The sequence below is a fragment of the Sorangiineae bacterium MSr12523 genome (genome assembly GCA_037157775.1).
Taxonomy (GTDB): Bacteria; Myxococcota_A; Polyangia; order Polyangiales; family Polyangiaceae; genus Pendulispora; species Pendulispora brunnea.
The window spans coordinates 10,877,421-10,893,576 of record CP089982.1 but is presented as its reverse complement, the minus strand read 5'-3'; the positions used below and the strand labels follow the sequence as shown (position 1 = coordinate 10,893,576).

Annotated in this window: 9 protein-coding genes; 8 read left to right on the top strand and 1 reads right to left on the bottom strand. The window is 65.1% G+C overall.

Annotated elements, in window-relative coordinates:
• Positions 1-682: 682 nt before the first annotated feature.
• From LZC95_42930 to LZC95_42895, 8 genes are all read left to right on the top strand, one after another.
• Positions 683-2,287 (top strand): DUF1565 domain-containing protein, encoded by a 1,605-nt coding sequence (locus LZC95_42930; GenBank protein WXA93196.1) that lies wholly within the window; start codon positions 683-685, stop codon positions 2,285-2,287.
• A gap of 304 nt (positions 2,288-2,591) precedes the next feature.
• Positions 2,592-4,748, top strand: a complete 2,157-nt coding sequence (locus tag LZC95_42925) for an Ig-like domain repeat protein (GenBank protein WXA93195.1) — start codon at positions 2,592-2,594, stop codon at positions 4,746-4,748.
• Between the two features lie 128 nt (positions 4,749-4,876).
• On the top strand, positions 4,877-8,116 hold the full coding sequence (locus LZC95_42920) for a S8 family serine peptidase (GenBank protein WXA93194.1): 3,240 nt from the start codon (positions 4,877-4,879) through the stop codon (positions 8,114-8,116).
• A 17-nt stretch (positions 8,117-8,133) separates the two neighbouring features.
• A complete protein-coding gene (locus LZC95_42915) occupies positions 8,134-9,213 on the top strand; it encodes a 3-isopropylmalate dehydrogenase (GenBank protein ID WXA93193.1) in 1,080 nt (359 codons plus the stop codon).
• A 315-nt stretch (positions 9,214-9,528) separates the two neighbouring features.
• The gene (locus LZC95_42910) at positions 9,529-10,056 is read left to right on the top strand and encodes a hypothetical protein (protein ID WXA93192.1); all 528 of its coding nucleotides are present in this window, start codon (positions 9,529-9,531) and stop codon (positions 10,054-10,056) included.
• Positions 10,053-10,862, top strand: a complete 810-nt coding sequence (locus LZC95_42905) for a S1 family peptidase (GenBank protein WXA93191.1) — start codon at positions 10,053-10,055, stop codon at positions 10,860-10,862. The genes LZC95_42910 and LZC95_42905 overlap by 4 nt, the downstream gene beginning before the upstream one ends.
• Positions 10,863-11,074: 212 nt before the next feature.
• The gene (gene glmS, locus LZC95_42900; GenBank protein WXA93190.1) at positions 11,075-12,967 is read left to right on the top strand and encodes a glutamine--fructose-6-phosphate transaminase (isomerizing); all 1,893 of its coding nucleotides are present in this window, start codon (positions 11,075-11,077) and stop codon (positions 12,965-12,967) included.
• Between the two features lie 41 nt (positions 12,968-13,008).
• On the top strand, positions 13,009-14,520 hold the full coding sequence (locus tag LZC95_42895) for a M20/M25/M40 family metallo-hydrolase (protein ID WXA93189.1): 1,512 nt from the start codon (positions 13,009-13,011) through the stop codon (positions 14,518-14,520).
• A 1-nt stretch (position 14,521) separates the two neighbouring features.
• Here LZC95_42895 and LZC95_42890 read toward each other — a convergent pair whose 3' ends face one another.
• Positions 14,522-16,141 carry a methyl-accepting chemotaxis protein gene (locus LZC95_42890; GenBank protein ID WXA93188.1) on the bottom strand — a complete coding sequence of 540 codons (1,620 nt, stop codon included), beginning with the start codon at positions 16,139-16,141 and terminating at the stop codon, positions 14,522-14,524.
• Positions 16,142-16,156: the final 15 nt, after the last annotated feature.

Here is a 16,156-nt window from a genome sequence, read left to right as displayed (position 1 = left end):
TGGGGGGCAGCGGACCACGCCCAGATTGGGCGGGCCAAGGCCCAGGAAGCAGGGGCCGATCCGCCGCCGCATTGGGATACCGATTCTCACCCGCAACCCAGGCAAGTCCTCGCGGGTACTCTATCCTTGGCAGTTGGCAAGTTTCAGCACTCGTGTGCAATTCTCTCCGATCGAAAAGTTGCATGCTGGGGAGACAATCTCGCCGGTCAGCTTGGACATGATTGGGCTCTCGACCCGCCATGCGAGCGTACGAAATGTAATGGCCGGCCGACCGTCGTATCGGGATTGAGTGCGGCCCGGGAGATTGCCGTTGGCTATGAGCACTCGTGCGCAGTTCTCACCGACGACATGGTTTACTGTTGGGGCAACAACGCTTCCGGCGCTCTCGGTCACGATCCAGCGCTTGATCGATACGGCTGCACACCAGTTCCAACACAGGTGTTAGGCGTATCGAACGTCGCACACATTGTAGCGGGGTTCGCATTCACGTGCGCCATTACAAGGGATGACCACGCCTGGTGCTGGGGCTCGAACATCGGAGGCGTTCTCGGTCCCGCGGATCCTACCGCCTCGACGTTCACCCCGGTCCGGTTGGAAGGGATCTGAAGCGGATGAAAGCAAAGCTCCCGTGGCTGTGGACGCATTTGGAGCGCGAATGGGATAACTCAACGTGGTTGACCCAATGACAAAACGACTCTCTTGCTTTGCTCTCCTGCATCCGGCAATGGCGCTTCCTTTCGTCCTACTGGTTCTCGCGTTGACGACAATAGCCGCATGCGGGGATGATTCGCCCGGACACACAGTCGGGGACAAGACTCCGGACGGAGGTGTGAGAGTCAATCCCGACGGCGGCGTGATCGAACCGCCGCCGCCATACATTGCGTCGGTGAGCGTTGCCAATAGCGATGCGGCGCAGATTCGACAGGGAAGTGGTGGCGAACCAACGAAGCTAGCGGCCGAGATTCACGTCGAGGGCGATTCTTTGGACGGTGCCACACGGGTTATGGTTGGCGACATTGAGGGCGCCATTCAGTCCGCCACGCCCAAAAACCTGACATTTACCGTCCTTGTTCCTCATGGATCGCCGCTGGGGGCACAACCAGTTCGTGTTACGAACAAACGCGGAACCGGGTCGTTGGACGCTGCGGTCACGATCACGCCGATTACCGCTTCGCCCTACGGAGTGGATAAGGGTGACGGCACGGGTGAAAATCCCTTTCGTACGGTCAAGCAAGCCTTGTTGTGCGCTGCGGCGGGAGATACCGTAGTGCTCAAGAACGGAATCTACGATTCGTGGCACGGCGATAACTTTGTTCCAGCGGATCCTTGGAATCGTAATTTGAAGGAGAACGTGCGGGCAGGCGTCACGCTGAAGGGCGAAAGTGCCACCGAAACGAAACTCGTAGGTAGCGGCCAGAGCGATTGCGGTGCTCCCGCGGCAAAGGTCGGTCTCGTGCTGGGGCCCAACGCACGTGTGGAGACGCTGAACGTTTCGAAGTTCTGCATCGGTATCTATAGCCGAGTCGAGAATGCGGCGCTTCGCGGAGAGAGCGCGCATGAAAAAGAGACGCGCCACCAAACTCCCGTTGTTGCCGGTGATACGTTCGCGGGGGCGAATGCCCCAGGCATGGCACTGTCCGATACCGCGAACTTCTTAGGTATCGGCGGGTACCTCTCGAGGAACTACTCCGTTGTCTCTGGACTCAAAGTAAACAACGTAGACGTCAACTCGAATCCGTCGAACGGCCGACGAGTCGGCGGTGCCGATGGCTCCGACCCCATCTCAGCTGCGACGGTGACGATTCGTAACGTCAATAGTCACGATAACTATTACGGAGTAACGCTCGAGGGCATCTCCTACGGCATCGTGCCTACGTTCACGGTCGCTGATAGTATATTCAAAGATGACTATTACGGCCTCGAGGTGCTTGGCAATTGGGATGTCAAGATTCGCAGTTCGATCTTGCAAAGCTCACTCATCTCCGTACGTCTGGTGGAGGCAGGTGGACGCTCCGTTGATCTCGGAACGAGCAGTGATCTAGGCAGGAACACGTTCACGACCATGAACGTCGGGATCATGGACGAGAGGATCCCAACGAGTCCCGGTTCCGTGCCGATTAGGATCACCGGAAATACCTGGACGGGGGCTGCGGCTCCTCCGTCGGAGGGATGTTCCTCGGAAGTATCGAGTCCCCCGCTCGATCCAAGCTTTCCCTATGACCCTAAGAACTGGAGGGTCCTCAATCCGGGAACGTGTCCGGCGACGGGAAACGTGGTCATTAATTGACGCTCGCAGTGGTTCCAAAAATTTCCCTCGCGATGCCGCTCAGCCTACGGCCTGGAGTCAGTCCCCAGCACCGAAGGACACACTGGCTCGCACCTTGTGCATGGCGTATTGAGCATGCGAAGGAGCTCGTGTCCGGCTAGTGCCGCTTGCACCGAGGCAGCGCTAGCGGCTGGCAACGCCGGCGTCAACGAAGCTCCTTGTTCCCAAGGTTAGGGGCGCCCCGTTTCATGGTACCCTCGCACTAGGCGCAGCGGTGCTGCGCTTCTTTGGGGATGGGGGCGGATTGATTTAGCGAGGTGGATCCATGCTTAGGTGGCTCGTTGCGGCGTTCGTGGCGTTTGGTCTGTGGCTCGTGGTGCATGCGGCGGGGGCGGCGGAGCCACCGAGGACGTGTGGGCCCGTCATCACGGGGGAAATCGATCCTCCGAATGACCCGCGGCAGACCGGGCGCATTACGCAAGGATTCCCGGAGGGGCAGTGTGGGGCGTCGGTTGCGACGCCTGCGACGACGCCGGGGTCGTTTGGCTACGAGGCGCACACGTTCAAGAATCGCACGGAGCAAACGTGCATTCGCGTGACGCTCACGCTCACGTCGGAGAGCGGGACGCTCTCGGCGGCGGGGTATGTACCCGCGTTCGATCCGGCGAACATCACGGCAGGGTTTGCAGGGGGAACCCGCAACGCCGTGCGTGCAGGCGTGGCGACCCAGAGTTTCTCCTTCGATGCGCCCGTGCTCTCGGACTTCACCGTCGTCGTCAATGAGACTTCGGACGGTGCCGGAGGGCAGTATCGGCTCGAGGTGGCCGGTTGCGGCGATGTGCTCGTTCGTCAGGTGGAGCCCAATTATGGGCCCGTGCGCGGAGGCACCGCGGTCGTCGTTCGCGGGGCCGGATTTCGCGCGGATGCCAAGGTGGCTTTTGGCGGCGTGGCGGCGACCGATGTGACCGTCGAGGACGAGTTTACTCTGCGTGCGACGACGCCAGCGTACTCAGGGGGTGGCGCTTCGCCGCATGCGGTCGACGTCTCGGTGACCAACACCGATGCAACGACCACGACGAAGGCCGGTGCGTTCACCTATTACGAACCGCAGGCTTCGACCATTGCGCTCTCCGCGGATGCGAGCCCGTCGCGGTTTGGCCAATTGGTCACGTTCACGGCGCACGTCGGGCCGGATACTCCGCAGCTGGCAACGGGCACCATCGAGTTCCTCCGTGATGGAAACGTGTTCGGCACTGCGACGCTCGACTCGAAGGGAAATGCCACGGCATCGCTCGCGGAGCTCGAGGTTGGCCAACACGCGATTGTCGCGCGCTATGCCGGTGACGACTACCACGCGGCGCAAGATGCATCGCTGAACCATGAGGTCGTGCGCGCCGATACTGCGACGGCGCTCGCATCGTCGAAAGATCCCGCGTCACCCGCGGAGTCGTTCACGCTCATGGCGACCGTCGCGCCGGTGGCACCCGGGGCGGGCAAGCCCGCCGGCAACGTCACCTTCAAGCAGGGAACGACGGATCTCGGGACCGTCGAACTCGACGCAGACGGTCGTGCAAGCTTCACCGTCGGTCCGCTCGCGGCGGCCGATTACTCCTTTACGGCGGTGTATGCCGGGAATGCAACGTTCAACGCGAGCACGTCGTCCGTGCACGTGCAGCACGTGAAGTACACGCAGACGCGCGTGTCCGTCCTCGTCTCGCCACCCGACCCGATATTCTACGGGACCGAAGTCTCTTTCGACGCCGTGGTCATCGTCACGGGCGGCGCGATTCCGAAGGGCAATCTCACCTTCGAGGATGCAACCACGACGCCGCCTACGCTGCTCGGAACGAGCGCGCTCGATGCGCAGGGACGCGCGTTGGTGAAAGCGTCGGCGCTTGCGGCAGGGGCGCGCTCGATTCGGATTTCGTTCGAGGACCCGGACAAGGTCTTCGAGAGTGCATCCACCACCTTCGTGTACAAGATCAACAAGGCGCCCACCGCCATCACACTCACGTCGTCGAAGAACCCGGGACCACAGAACGGGTGGGTCACCTTCACGGCGAAGGTCACCGCATCGGCCGGCGGCGCCGCGGTGAAGGGCAACGTCCAGTTCTGGCAAAACAGCACGCTGCTCGGCACCGTCGCCGTTGGCCCCAACGGAACCGCGTCCATCGATTCGATGAGGCTTCTCAACAGTCAGTACAGCATTCGCGCCGAATTCAAAGAGAGTGAGTCATTCGCTTTCAGCAAATCCGAAATCACTTTGCTCGTCGGCAACGGCGTTCCCGATGCGGGGCCCGACAGCGGCTACGACGGCGGGAAGCGCGACGCGGGGCCGGGCAAGCCGATTTACCAGTACGAGACATCCGACGACGGGTGCACGTGCCATTCCACCGGTGCAGGCGCGCCTGCGTCGGGGCTTTCGCTCGCCGGCGCCTCCGCGATCGCGCTGGCGCTCGTGCGTCGCCGCCGTCGCCGCTGATTCGTTTCATCGATCTCGCAAACGAGCAAATGGTGCCAGCCGAAGTCTCGGCTTGACACTCGTGCGCTCATTAATTGTAGAGTTCGCCTTTCGAAGTTAGACGAAGTTTAACGAACGAGGGGTGCAACATGACGGAACGGTTAGGTAGGTACGGCCTGGCACGTTTTGCGGGACGCCGCACGCGCATCGTTGGGGCGCTCGGCTCCGCGGCCCTGGCGCTCGCTGCTTGCGCGAGCGGCGCCAGCGATGGCACGTCGAACGGAGAGGTCGGTCCGCAGCAGGCGCCGGATACGGCCATGAGCCGGGCGCGGTCGCCCGGCGTGGTGAAAATCGTTATACAAAGTCAAAATGTCGAGGCGGTCCGCGCCCTCGGCGGCGTGGTGGGGGACGTCGATTACGGGGCCTTCCATTTGCTGCTCGTCGATGAAAAGGCGTCGGGTGGGCGCGCCGCCTTGGCGGCACGCGGGCTCGAGGTCCGCGACGACATGGACGCGATCACGTTGGAGGGCTGGCAACTCGACACGCGCCGCCCCGACGACGTGGAAGCCCGCCTGCCCTGGGCACAACGCCGCGACGAGTTGCGTAGCGCCCGCGCCGAATCGCGTGCGCCGCGTTCGGGGCTCTACCTCGTGCAATTCGTCGGCCCGGTGCGCGATGCATGGCGCGACGAGCTCGCGAACCACGGGCTCGAAATCGTTTCCTACGTTCCGGAGAACGCCTACGTCGTGCGCGCGCGCGGTGCCGCCGCGGCCGAGCTCACGAACCTCGAGAGCAAGTACCCGCACGTGCAATACGTCGGCGACTACCACCCCGCGTACCGTGTCTCCACCGAGCTGCGCACCGCACTGGCCGCCCGCTCGAGCGAGGCGAAGCCACTGCACGTCCTCGTGCAAGTCCCCGACGGCCCCGACGCGGCGGCCGAATTGTCCGACCTCGCCTCGTTCGCCCTCGACCATGTGCAGACGCGCCGCGTGCTCGATTTCCACAACGTGGAACTCGTGGTGGCCCCGTCGCAAATCGATGCGATCGCGGCCAGGCCCTACGTGTTTCACGTCGAGGAGGTCCTTCCGCGCGAGCGCCTCGACGAGGTGCAGGGCCAAATCCAAGCGGGCAACCTCTCGGGCACCGGCCCCACGGGTCCGGGCTATCTCTCCTGGCTCGAGGGGAAAGGCTTCTCCGCCAGCGGCCAATTCGCCTTTTCGGTCAACGTGGCGGACGACGCCTATGACTTGAACGGCCATCCGGACCTTCCCGACGGACGCATCGCCTTCGAGCAAAACCCGACGAGCCAGACCGGTGTTCAAGGCGGCCACGGCTTCCTCAACTCGCACATCGTCGCGGGCTTCAACAATGGCACGGGCAGCGCCTTCACCGATGCCAATGGCTTCCACTACGGCTTGGGCATCGCGCCCTATGCCAAGGTGGGCGTCACCGCGATCTTCGGCAACGGCACCATGAATCCCACCGCATACGAGAGCAGCGCTTATGGACTGGGCGCGCGCGTTTCGACCAATTCGTGGGGCTACACCGGAACGGCCGCCCGCAAATACGACGCCGCGGCGCAAGAGTTCGACGCCATCGTGCGCGATGCGCAATCGAGTGCGGCCGGATTGCAGCAGTACATCGTCGTCTTTGCCGCCGGCAACAGCGGCTCGGGCGCCAACACCGTCTCCAGCCCTTCGACCGCGAAGAACGTCATCACCGTCGGCGCCAGCGAAAACGTCCGCCCCTCCGCAACCGATGGTTGCGCCATCGCGGCCTCGGGTGCGGATAGCGCGGACGACATCATCAGCTTCTCCTCGCGCGGGCCGGTGAACAGCGCGGGCGGCGACGGCCGCATCAAACCGGACATCGTCGCGCCGGGCACCCACGTCATCGCGGGCATTCCGCAGTCGAACTACGACGGCAGCTCCGTTTGCGACAAGTACTACCCGGCCGGGCAAACGCTGTACGGATGGTCGAGCGGCACGTCGCACTCCACGCCCGGCACCGCCGGCGCGGCCACGCTCGTCTACCAGGACTTCTTGAACAAAGGCCGCCCTGCACCTTCGCCCGCCATGGCGAAGGCGTACCTCCTCAACAGCGCCACGCGCATGACCGGCGCCGGTGCGAACGACACCTTGCCCTCGAACAGCCAGGGCTGGGGTAGGGTCAACTTGAACCGCGCCTTCGACGGTGTCTCGCGCATCCTCGTCGATCAGACGCAGGTGCTCGGTGCCACCGGCGAGACGTACACGGTCACGGGATCCATCCCCACCTCGACGGAGCCTTTCCGCGTCACCCTCGCATGGACCGACGCCGCAGGGCCCACCACCGGCGCGCCCTGGGTCAACAACCTGGACCTCGAGGTCACCGTCGGAGGCACCACCTACAAGGGCAACGTCTTCAGCGGCGGCAACTCCACCTCGGGTGGCACCGCCGATGGGAAGAACAACGTCGAGGGCGTGTATTTGCCCGCCGGAACCTCGGGCAACTTCACGATCACGGTGCGCGCCACGAACATCGCGGGCGACGGTGTCACCGGCAACGCCGACACGACGGATCAAGACTTCGCGCTAGTCATCTACAACGCGACGGCGGGCACGCCCACCGAGCCGACCATCGGCGTCAGCCCCTCGAGCCTCTCCTTCTCGGGCACCGTCGGCGGGGCGAATCCGGCCAATCAGAACCTCTCCATCAGCAACACGGGAGGCGGCACCCTCAATTGGAGCGCGTCGGACAATGCCACGTGGCTCACCGTCGCGCCGGCCTCCGGCACGGCGCCCTCCACCGCGGGCGCGTCGGTCGACATCGCCGGCCTCGCCGCGGGAACGTACAACGGGACCATCTCCGTCGCGGCCACCGGCGCGAGCAACACGCCGGTGAACGTGCCCGTGACCCTTACGCTCACCGGTGGTGGAGGCGGCGGTGAGCTCGTCACCAACGGCGGCTTCGAAGGAAGCGCGAGCCCGTGGACGCTCTCCGGCGATGCGTACCACTCCACCGGCGCCTACCCGCACGGCGGCACGGGTTACAGCATCCTCGGCGCCTACAACTCGGCGGCTGGCAGCGAATACCAGGCGATTTCCATCCCGAGCGGCGGTGCGCCGAGCCTCACCTTCTGGCTCAACATCACGTCGTCCGAAACGACCACCTCGACGAAGTACGACAACTTGTACGTCGAGGTTCTCAACACCTCGGGCACCGTGCTGGGGACCTTGGCCACGTTCAGCAATCTGAACAAGGTTGCCACCGCGGGCGCCTACACGCAGCGCGGACCGTACAGCCTTTCGGCGTACGCAGGCCAAACGGTACGGCTGCAGTTCCGCGCCACCACCGATTCGTCGCTCGTGACGTCGTTCCGCGTAGATGACGTCTCCGTGAAGTAACGCTAGCGTCTCCCGGCATGTCAGAGCTCATTGCGCTGCTGCCGGGAGATGGAATCGGACCCGAGGTCATTCACCAAGCGCGTCGCGTGCTGGAACTTTACCGCGACAAGGCCGGCGTCGACGTCGAGCTCTGGGAGCTCGATCTCGGCGCCGAGCGCTATTTGCGCGACAAGACGACCTTCCCCAAGGACATCGCCGACCGCATCGCCAAGGAAGCGCGCGCGGTGTTGCTCGGGGCGCTGGGCGATCCGCGCGTGGGCAATCTCGATTATGCGCGCGACATCCTCTTTGGCCTTCGTTTCGGGCTCGATCTTTATGCGAACATCCGCCCCGTCAAAGCGCTCGACGATCGGCTCGTGCCGCTGAAAAATCGCGGCGCGAAGGACGTGAACTTCGTCGTGTTCCGCGAAAACACCGAGGGCATCTACGTCAACGTCGGCGGCCAGTTCAAACGCGGCACCCCCGACGAAATTGCCATCAACGAGGACTTGAACACGCGCAAAGGCGTCGAGCGCCTCATCGTCGCAGGCTTCGAGTACGCTCGAGCGCACGGCGCCAAGACGGTGCACCTCGCCGACAAGTCGAACGCGATGCAGCACGCACACGAGCTCTGGTACCGCTGCTTCTTCGAGGTGGCCAAGCGCTACCCGGAGATCAAACCGCAGCACGTCTTCATCGACGCACTGTGCCTTTACCTCGTCCAGGACCCGTCGTCCTTCGAGGTCGTCGTCACGAACAACCTGTTTGGCGACATTGTCACCGATCTGGGGGCGGGGCTGCAGGGCGGTCTGGGAATGGCCGGCAGCGCCAGCCTGCACGCGTCCGATCCGAAGCGGGTAGGGCTGTTCGAGCCGGTGCATGGCTCGGCGCCGCCGCTCGCGGGGAAGGACCTGGCCAATCCGTTTGCCTCCTTCCTCACCGTGGGCATGCTCCTCGAGCACCTCGGGCACCCCGCCGAAATGGCGCGTATCGAAGCCCTCGTGGCGCGCGGCATCCGCGAGCGCCGCTGCACCCGCGACGTCGGAGGCGAGCTCGGAACCCGGGCCGTGGGCGACTGGTTCCTCGCCGAGCTCCTGCGCGAGCTCGAGCAAGCGTGAAGAGCTGATGTAGGTTTCCATGCGGACGTACCAATCGAGCGATGGGCGACGGTCCCTGCATGTTCTTACAGTCGAGCAGCGGCAGCGGAATAAGCGCGGCGAGGCCGCCGCGTTTGCCCGTCTTCGTGCGAAAATCGTCTGACGTTAGGGCGATCCTCACTCCCGGAACCTACATCGCGCCGGTCTCGCCGGTTTCGTCCCGCTGCCGCCGTGCTAGCAGAGCGAAGACTCGAGGACCGGCACGTCCCATTCAAAAGTTGCCTTCCTCGCGGGAACTTCGAGCATCCATGGCTGTCAGCCTTTCGAGGGTGTGTCATGCTCAGGAGCGACGTCATGGACGTGCGGGGTTGGAACCTGGTTCTTCTCACGGCAATCGGTGTGCTCTGGCTCGCGTGCGGCGTTCAGCGCGAAAAGCCCGTCGTCGCCGATGACCGGCTTGCGCTGCGTGCGCTCGAGTCGGAGGTGGCGCTCCACCCGGACGACGCGGTGGCGCGCCGCCTGTTGGCTCAGTCGTACCTGGACGTTCGCGCCTCCGGCCTCGCCCTTCGCACCATCGAGTTCGCACCCCGCGCCGTTCGCTCCAACCCGGAGCTCGAGCACGTGTATGCGCGCGCCCTGCTCGATCAGGGCCGCTCGGCCGATGCCTTGGCCGCCGAGCATCGCGTGCTCGATGCCTGCAGCGTCGGGGAATGCTCCATGTCGCTTCTTGCATCGGCCTCGCGCCGGGCGGCCATCCTTCACGAGCTGGTCGCCCTTGGCGTGGAGGACGCCCCCGCGCACCCCGAGGCGAGCGCGGTTGCTTACCACAATGCTACCCGAGAGGCGCGGCTCGCCCTGCAATGACTCGAACCGCACTCGCGGCGCTGTTGACCGCATGCACTGCAGCTTGCGCGGCGCCCTCCGTGTCATTCGTGGCGGCCGCCCGTGTCAAAGAGGACAAGCCGCCGCGCTTCTTTCCGCCGCCCCTCGCGATTGCCACGCCCGAAGACGCCGTCGTGCGCGTCGTCGGCCGGCACGTCACCTGTTCCGGCACCCTGGTAGAAGACGATCTGGTCCTCACCGCCCACCATTGCGTGGTCGAGCGCGGTCCATCGGGGAGCTTCACCGGCAAAGCGCTCCCGGGAAAGGACATCCGCATCGAGCTGGGGGGTGACTACCTCGCGTGGGGCTACGTCGGCGTCACGCACGTGGTCGCGCCGCCCTGCGGCGAATCGGGCGGTGCCGGCGACCTCGCCATCCTCGTCCTGCAACGCAAGCTCGTGGGCCTCGGCACCATGAGCGCGCGCCTCGACGGTCCCCCGAAAATAGGTGAGCCGGTCGATCCCGTGGGCTTTGGCCGCTGCGCGCTTTCGGCCGATGGCATCCACCGCTCCGTGCGCCGGGGCGGCACCGTCGCATCCATCGGCGCGGGCACCCTTTCGCTCGACGCCTCCATTTGCCCGGGCGATTCCGGCGGCCCACTCCTCGCGCGCGGCGGCCACGAGGTCGTCGGCGTGGTGAGCCAAAGCGCCATGGACGGCGACGAGCGCACGAGCAGCGATTCCATTGCCACGCGCCTCGATCGCTTCCGCATGGTGTTCTCGAATGCCCGCCTCATCGCCGACGGCATGTCCCCGAGCGAAGTGCCTCCGCTCACGTGCGAAAAGTAGCGCAGCGCCACGCGTCTCCCGGTTTCCTCATCCTACGAGACGATCGCAGAGTGCAGTTCAGGCGTTCATGACACGACACAAGCGGGCTCTCCTCTCCCGACTGTGGCAAAACCGGCCCTAGCCCGGATGACGGGCCACCACGGCGCGTCATCCGGGCTAGAGTCCATCTTGCCCGCCTTCAATCCAAGCTAGGCAACAGGAGAACGACGAACATGTGCGGAATCGTGGCTTACGTTGGCGAACGCGAGTGTGCAGGCATTCTGGTCGAAGGACTGCGGATGCTCGAATACCGCGGCTATGACTCGGCCGGGCTCGCCCTTCACACGGGACGCGGCGTCGAAATCGTTCGCGCCGTCGGCAAGCTGACCAACCTCGATCAAGCGCTCGCCAAGAATCCGCTCGCCGGGCGCATCGGCATTGGCCACACGCGATGGGCCACCCATGGCCGCCCCAACGAGGCGAACGCACACCCGCACGTCGCAGGCAAGGTCGCGGTCGTTCACAACGGCATCATCGAGAACCATGGAGCCCTGCGCCAGGAGCTCGAGGCGAAGGGCACGCGTTTCAGCAGCGACACCGATACGGAGATCGTCGCCCACCTCATTCAAGAGGCCATGACCGACGGCGCGCCTTCCTTCGGCGAAGCGGTGCGTCGTGCGCTCGGACGCGTGAAGGGCGCTTATGGCATTGCCGCCGTCAGTGGAGATGCACCCGACGAGATCGTGGTGGCCAAAGACTCCTCGCCGCTGGTCATCGGCGTGGGCCAAAACGAGATGCTCGCCGCGAGCGACATCCCCGCGCTGCTCGCGCACACGCGCGACGTCATCTTCCTCGAGGACGGCGAGATGGCCGTGCTCCGCAAATCGGGGGCGACCATCTCGAAGCTCGATGGCACGCTCGTCACGCGCAAGGCGCGGCACATCGAGTGGTCCGCCTCGCAGGCCGAAAAGGGCGGGTACAAGCACTTCATGCTCAAGGAGATCATGGAGCAGCCCCGCGCCATCGAGGACACCATCCGCGGGCGCATCAACGTGAGTGAGGCCGACGTGGTGCCCGAGGAAATCGGCATCTCCGTGGCGCTGGCCAAGAGCATCACCCGCGTGTACTTCGTGGCCTGCGGCACCAGCGCGCACGCGGCGATGGCCGGTCGCTATTGGGTCGAGCAGCTCGCGAAGGTTCCCTCCACCGTGGAAATCGGCAGCGAGGTGCGCTACCGCGAGCCGGTCTTCTCGCCGACGGATCTCGTCGTGGCGGTGAGCCAGAGCGGTGAGACGGCGGACACCTTGGCCGCGGTGAAGGCGGCGAAGGCGCAGGGCGCACACGTTCTCGCGGTGGCCAATGTGCTCGACAGCGCCATCCCGCGCGCGTCGGAGGGTGCACTCTACACGCATGCCGGGCCGGAGATCGGCGTGGCCTCGACGAAGTGCTTCACCACGCAGCTCGCCGCGTTGCTCATGTTGGCCGTCTACCTCGGGCGCCGCCGCGGTACCTTGTCGGCGGACGAATCGCGCCGCGTGCTCGGCGGCTTGCTCAAGGGCGCGCAGGACATGCGCACGGTGCTGGAGCAAAAGGACAAGATTCAGTTCATCGCGAAGAAGTTCCACCGCTCGCGCGACATGCTCTTTTTGGGGCGCGGCACCGGCTTCCCCGTCGCCCTCGAGGGCGCGCTCAAGCTGAAGGAAATTTCGTACATCCACGCGGAGGGCTACGCCGCCGGTGAGATGAAGCACGGCCCCATCGCCCTCATCGACGAAGAGATGCCCGTCGTCGTGCTCTGCCCCAAGGACGCGCACTACGAGAAGACGGTCTCGAACCTCGAGGAAGTGCGCGCCCGCGAAGGTGTCGTCATCGCCGTCTGCACCCAAGGCGACGGGGAGGTGGCGCGCCTCATCACGCCGAGCATTTCGCAGATCCCCTCGCGTTCGCCGCGGCAAAACTTCGCCCTTTCGGAGCCCGACGTCATCGAGATCCCCGAGGTCGAGCCGGAGATTCTGCCGCTGCTGACGGTGGTGCCGTTGCAATTGCTGGCCTACTACATTGCCGACTACAAAGGCACGGACGTCGACCAGCCGCGCAATTTGGCCAAGACCGTTACCGTGGAGTAACGCCCTCGACGAGTGCGCTCGCGCCGCTATACCGTGGCACGATGCGCACTCTTTCGATCTTTGCTGCAGCGTGCCTCGCCAGCGCGTGTGCAGGGCCGCAGCAACCCGCTGGCTCACGGCCGCCTTCCATCGATAGCCACGATTCGACGCGTCCCACGATGTCCTCCGCGCCGCTTTCGGCGTCCGATACCGAGCTTCAGCGGCTCGCGGGGAGCATCGTCGTGGGCGGGCACGCCTACGACTACGTGCGCGACTTGTCCGACGCCTATGGCCCGCGCCTCACGGGGTCGGCGCTCCTCGCGGCGGCCGCGCGTTGGGCGGTGGAGAGCTTCCGGCGCGCGGGGCTCGAGGGCGCGCGCATCGAGGAATTCACGATTCCACACGGGTGGGAGCGGCGCGAGGCGCGGGCGCGCATGCTCTCGCCCGTGGAGCGGCCGATTCACGTTTCGGCGGTGGGATGGTCGTCGCCCATGCCCGCAGGCGGCGTGCGCGGGCGCGTGATGGTGCTCGACCTCGAAGACTCGATGCGCCTGCGCGAAAGCGAGTTGCGCGGCGCCATCGTCGTGTTTTCGACCCGCGCGATGGTGCCGGACAAAAGGCTCGCGCGCCTGCGGGCGCTCAAGACGCTGGCCCAGGCAGGCGTGGCGGCCGTCCTCTATCATCTGCCCAAGCCCAATCAGGGCATGCTCGCGCACGCGATGCAGGCGCGCGAGCAACCCATACCGGTGCCGATTTTGGACGTCAGCCTCGAAGACGGCGCCGCGATCGAGCGCGCAGCCGAGAAGGGGCCGGTGACCCTCGAGCTCTCCAACCCGAGTCCTCTGCTCGGACCGGTGAAGGTGCCGAACGTCGTGGCGGACATCCGCGGTTCCGAGCACCCGGACGAGATCGTGCTCGTGGGCGCCCATCTCGACGCGTGGGATTTCGGCACGGGCGCACAAGACAACGGTACGGGGGTCGCATCGGTGCTCGAGGCCGCGCGGGCCATTCGCGCTTTATCGGGTGGTGCGCGTCCGCCCAAGCGCACGTTGCGATTCGCGCTTTGGGGCGGCGAAGAGCAGGGCCTCTTGGGCTCGCGCGCTTACGCGAAAGCGCACGCCGGCGAGCTCGATCGCATCGTCATGGTGCTCAACACCGATCTGGGCTCCGGCCCGCCCAAAGGATGGATCGCGGACGGCCGGCCTGACGTGATCCAGCGTCTTTCTCCGCTGGCCAAGTCATGGCTGTCCGGCCTCGGCGCCGACACGCTCCAAACGGAGATGAGCTGCCAATCGGACCACTGCCCATTTTGGGTCGAGGGTGTGCCTACGCTCAACCTCGACGTGGATTCGACGCACTACTTCGAAGTGCATCACCAATCGGGCGACACCCTCGACAAGATCTCTCCGGCGTCGCTCGCCAGCGGTGCAGCCGTGGTGGCCGTCACCGCCTTGGGGATCGCGAATCTACCCGAGCGCATCGCGCCGCGCCTCGACCACGCCACCGTCGTCGCCCACGCAAAGGAGGGCAAGCTGTTCGAGATGCTCGTCCACGACGAGCTCATGACGGAGTAACTCAGCGCGGCGTGATCTTGCGCATCCGCTCCAGCGCGGCATTGAGCTGACGCAGCGACGTCTCTTGCTGCCGCGCACTCTCCTCGATGCGTCCGGCCGCGTTGAGCACCTGTTCGCTCCCGCGCGACTGCGTCCGATGCGTCACATTGAGCTGATTCACCATCGCCGAGATGTTCTCGATGGCGCTGGTGATCTGCCGCCCGCCGCGCGACTGCTCTTGCGAGCTGCGCTCCACGTGTTGCGTGATGAGCCGCATCTTCTCGGCGCTCTTCATGATGAGCTCCGACCCGCGTGCTTGCTGCGCCGTCGCCGCCGCAATCTGCTGCACCGTCTCCGCGATGCGCCCGATGGCGTCCGTCACTTGCTTCGAGCCCTTGGCCTGCTCCACCGTGGCCCGCGCGATCGCGCGCACCATGTTGGTCGACTTCTGGCTGCTCTCGAGAATCTTTTTCAGCGCCCGCTCGGCTTCGTTGGAAACCTCGACGCCGCGGTCGACGTTGTGTGCGCCGCGCTCCACGGCGGCGATCGCATTCTTGCTTTCGCTCTGCACTGTCTTGATCAAGTCCGTGATCTCGCGCGTGCTCGTTCCCGCGCGCTCGGCCAAGTCCTTGATCTCGTCGGCCACGACCGCGAAGCCTTTGCCTTGCTCGCCGGCCTGCGCGGCGATGATGGCGGCGTTGAGCGCCAGCAAGTTCGTCTGCTCGGCCACGTCATCGATGACGTTCACGATCTGGCCGATGGCTTCGATGCGCGAACCCAGGTTGCTGATGACGCTGACCGCTTCCTGCGAGCTCTCCTTGATGCGGTAGATCTCGCTGATCGTCTTCAAAATGGCTTCCGCGCCTTTTTCGGCGTCGAGGGCCACTTCTTCCGACAGGCGCGCCGTCTCGTTGGCGTTCGACTGCACCTGGTCGATGGAGACGTCCATCTCGTTCATCGAGGAGCTGGTCTCCTCGGCGGTGAGCGAGAGCGCGTCGACGTTCTTCGCGACCTCCTTGATCGAGTAGGCCATCTCCTCGATGGAGCTCACCGTCTCGCGCACACTGCCCGCGAGCTCGCCCACGTTCTCCGCAACCTCGTCGTTCGTCGCCGTCATTTCCAGAATCGACGAACTCGACTCTTCGGCGCTCGACGTCAGTTGTTCCACGTGGGCAGCCATCTCGCGGATGGCCGATGTCATTTCGCGGATCAGCTTCGACGTTTCCTCGGCGGCAGACGCCTGCAAGCTCACACCCTCGACGAGCCTTCGCCCGACTTCGTCCAGGGCGCGCTCCGCCTCGGCCAGGTCCGTGTCGCGGGCGGTGTGCTCGCCGAGCTCCCGCGTGCGCGCGTCCATGACCTTCGCCAGCTCGTCGAACGCGTGCGCAAGTTGCGGGTTGGCGCCTGCGGGCAGCACCGGGCGTTGCCCGTTCGCCACTTGGCGAAGCGCGTCGGCGATGGGCCCGAGTTGCTCGGTGCCACCTCCACCGGGGTTTTCCACGGCGGCGATCAGAGTCATGAACGCCCCGACGCCTCCCACCGCGAGCAGCCATGGCCCGAGCTGCTGGTTCTGAGAAAAGGCGAGAATCGTGACGCCGGCCGTCACGAGAAGATAGACCAGTTGTCGAGACGTAAGCTTCATCGGGGCATAGCGCGA